Here is a 2,785-nt window from a genome sequence, read left to right on the forward strand (position 1 = left end):
TGTCGGCGGAGAGGACGGGACCGGCCTGGACGTACAGGGCGCCGAGGTGGTGGCTGCCCGCCAGGACCGGCAGACACCAGATGCCGTCGTCCAGCAGGGCGGGGGACGGGTCCAGCGGGGTCCCGGCGTCCCGCGCGGCGCCCGCGAGGCCCTGCCGGGCGTGTCCGGGCAGGTCGCCGGAGGCGGCGATCACCGTGCCGTGCGGTCCGCTCAGCAGGACCGGGGCGCCGAGCCGGAGCCGGCACTCCTCCACCAGCAGCTGCGGCTCACAGCCGCCGAGGACCAGGTCGAGCAGCGCGCCCTGCGCGTCGGCCAGCCCGCGCGCGCCGGCCTGTCCGGCCTCCGCGAGCCGCACCCGCTCCCGCAGCGCGGCCATCTCCGCGACGGTCTCGTCCAGGTACACGGCCCGCTCCAGCGCCACGCCGCCGAACTCGGCGAGCATGTTCACCAGCGCTATCTCGTCGGCGGAGAAGTGGCGCACGCTGCGGTCCGCCACGTGCAGGGACCCCGCGGTGGCGGCGGCCCGGTTCAGCGGCACGGCGAGGACGGCGTGCAGCCCTTCGGCGCTGATCCACCGATCGAGTTCGCCGGCGTGCCTAAAGCTGTCGTCCGTCAGGTAGTCGGAGGTCCACAGCGGCGCACGATGGGCCAGGACGGCGGCCGCGAGTCCGGCTCCCCTGGGTAATCGCAGCCGCGCGTTCATCATCGTGACGTGGCCGTCGAGCGCGTGCAGCCCGAGCGCGCCGTCGTCCTCGGGGGCGGGCAGGGTGACCCAGGAGATGTCGGCGCCGAGCAGCAGTCGCGCCCGGCGCGTGATGATCTTGAGGGTGTCCTCGACGGTGTGCGGACTCGCCAGGTCGGAGGCGGTGTCGACGAGCGTGGTGAGGGCGGCGCTCCACTGCTGACGGCGCTCCAGCCTGGCCTGGATGTCCAGGGCCAGCCGCTTGGTCCGCTCCACCCTGCGCAGGTCGGCGCCGCCCACTCCCTGTCTGCGGGCCTCCTCGACCACCGCTTCGAAGCGGTTCGCCGGTCCCTCGGCGGCCAGGAGGTCCACCAGGGCCAGTACGGCCGCCATGGATGCGTCCTTCTTCTGCGGCACGAGGCCCTCCGGTGTCTCTTTCCCAACCGCCGGCAGTGACGTGCACGACGGCCGAGCCGCACGGGAGACACACCCTCTCCCCCACATGGTCACCGGGAGGCGGATTCTCGAACCCCCTTGTTGATTATGCCAGTTGACGCATGCGGAGATGCCCCGGCAAGTGGTGTGCGCCGTCACACCCGCACGGTGTGACGGCGCACCCTGACCGGGGGCGGACGCGGGCGTCCGGTGCCTCAGAGCGACAGGAGCGAGACGATGGCGGGGCCGAACGCCGCGCCCAGGAGATAGGACAGGTTGAACATGCCGATGGCCGGGGGACGTTGGTCGTCGGGGACGGCCGAGGTGGCGTGCACGGCGAACGCGCCCTGGCCGGAGGCGGCCGCGATCGACGTCAGCGCCTGAGCGCCCAGCAGGACCATGGGAGAGGTGGCGACGACCGCCAGCAGCGCTCCCACTACGGCCAGACCGGCCAGCGCGATGATCACCACCCGGCGTCCCGTCCGCGCCGACAGCGCCACGACGAACCAGGACAGCGCACCGCCGAGCAGCAGCGGCCACACCATCGCGACACCGATCTCGCTGGTGGACCACGACGTGTGATCCTTCAGCCGCTCCGGAATCGCGTACATCATGCCGAAGTTGACGACCGCCAGGCACAGGGCGAGACCGGCGGAGACCAGGAAGCCCGGGTTGCGCACCAGGACTGCGGGCACGAAGCCCCGCGGCCGGGCCCGCACGTGAGCCGCCAGCAGTCCGGCGGCGACGACGGAGCACACACCGGCCGGCAGCGGCTGGTGCGGCACGAACACCAGGGCGGTGACCAGCGCGGTCAGCAGTACCGCGCCCATCGGGTCGAACGGCTCCCGGGTGACCGGGGCGGCGTGCGCGCACCGGGCCACGGCGAAGGGCACGGCCACCGCGCTCAGCACCGGCAGCGCGAGGGTGGCCTGCCAGGACAGCACGTCGTTGACGAGGGAACCGGCCAGCGGGGCCGTCGAACCCACCACGGCGAGCGAGGCGGTGACCAGTCCCATGGCGCGGGGCGAGCCGGCGAGGCTCATGGCCGTCGCCGTGAGCCCGGCCGTGCCGAGGCCCATCAGGGCGGTGCCGAGGACGAGGACCGGCAGGACGGGTATCCCGGCCACCAGGCCCGCCCCCAGCAGGACGAGCAGACCGCACACGGTGAGCGCGGCGCGCGCCCCCCGGCGGTCCAGCAGCCCGGCCAGCAGGGGCGTGCCGACCGCTATGCCCCAGCCGAACGCGGTCACCGTCCAGGTGGCGGCGCCGGTCGAGACGCCGAGGTCGCGCGCGGCGTCGTCCAGGACCAGGGCGGGGCCCGCGATGCCGAAGGACAGCGGGCTGGCCATGAGGGCCAGCCAGAGGGCCGCGGCTCCGTGGAACGGGCCGCGGGCATCGGTCTCCTGAGGTTTCCTGCCCGGCGCGGCGGGACCCTGGGCGCCGGACTCGGCGAGTGAGTTGCTCATCTGTGCTCCCTGAGCGGTCGGTCATCGCTGGACCACCCTGGCCCGGCCCGGCGTGCAGCCCTTCGGAGGAGAAGGCGCCGGCCGGGCCAGGGAGACCGGGGATCGGGACGGAAGGCGAGCGGGGCCGGGCGGACCGGGTGCCGGCCGCGCACCCCACCCCGACCGGGGAGCGGAAGCGAGCCGGGCCGGACAGGCCGGACAC

At 74.3% G+C, this 2,785-nt stretch carries 2 protein-coding genes; both read right to left on the minus strand.

Going from position 1 to position 2,785, the window contains the following annotated elements; translation table 11 throughout:
* Nucleotides 1–1,099 (minus strand): GAF domain-containing protein (locus tag N4P33_RS34395; protein ID WP_260830842.1); only part of this gene is annotated, 1,099 nt, incomplete at its 3' end.
* A 233-nt stretch (nt 1,100–1,332) separates the two neighbouring features.
* The gene (locus N4P33_RS34400; protein WP_260830843.1) at nt 1,333–2,583 is read right to left on the minus strand and encodes an MFS transporter; all 1,251 of its coding nucleotides are present in this window, start codon (nt 2,581–2,583) and stop codon (nt 1,333–1,335) included.
* Nucleotides 2,584–2,785 lie beyond the last annotated feature (202 nt).

It is taken from the genome of Streptomyces sp. 15-116A, from assembly GCF_025290915.1.
In the GTDB taxonomy this organism is placed as follows: Bacteria; Actinomycetota; Actinomycetes; order Streptomycetales; family Streptomycetaceae; genus Streptomyces.

Bases quoted from the DNA above. Each gene is read 5' to 3' on its own strand.
- N4P33_RS34400 (WP_260830843.1), bottom strand. From the start codon at position 2,583: ATGAGCAACTCACTCGCCGAGTCCGGCGCCCAGGGTCCCGCCGCGCCG.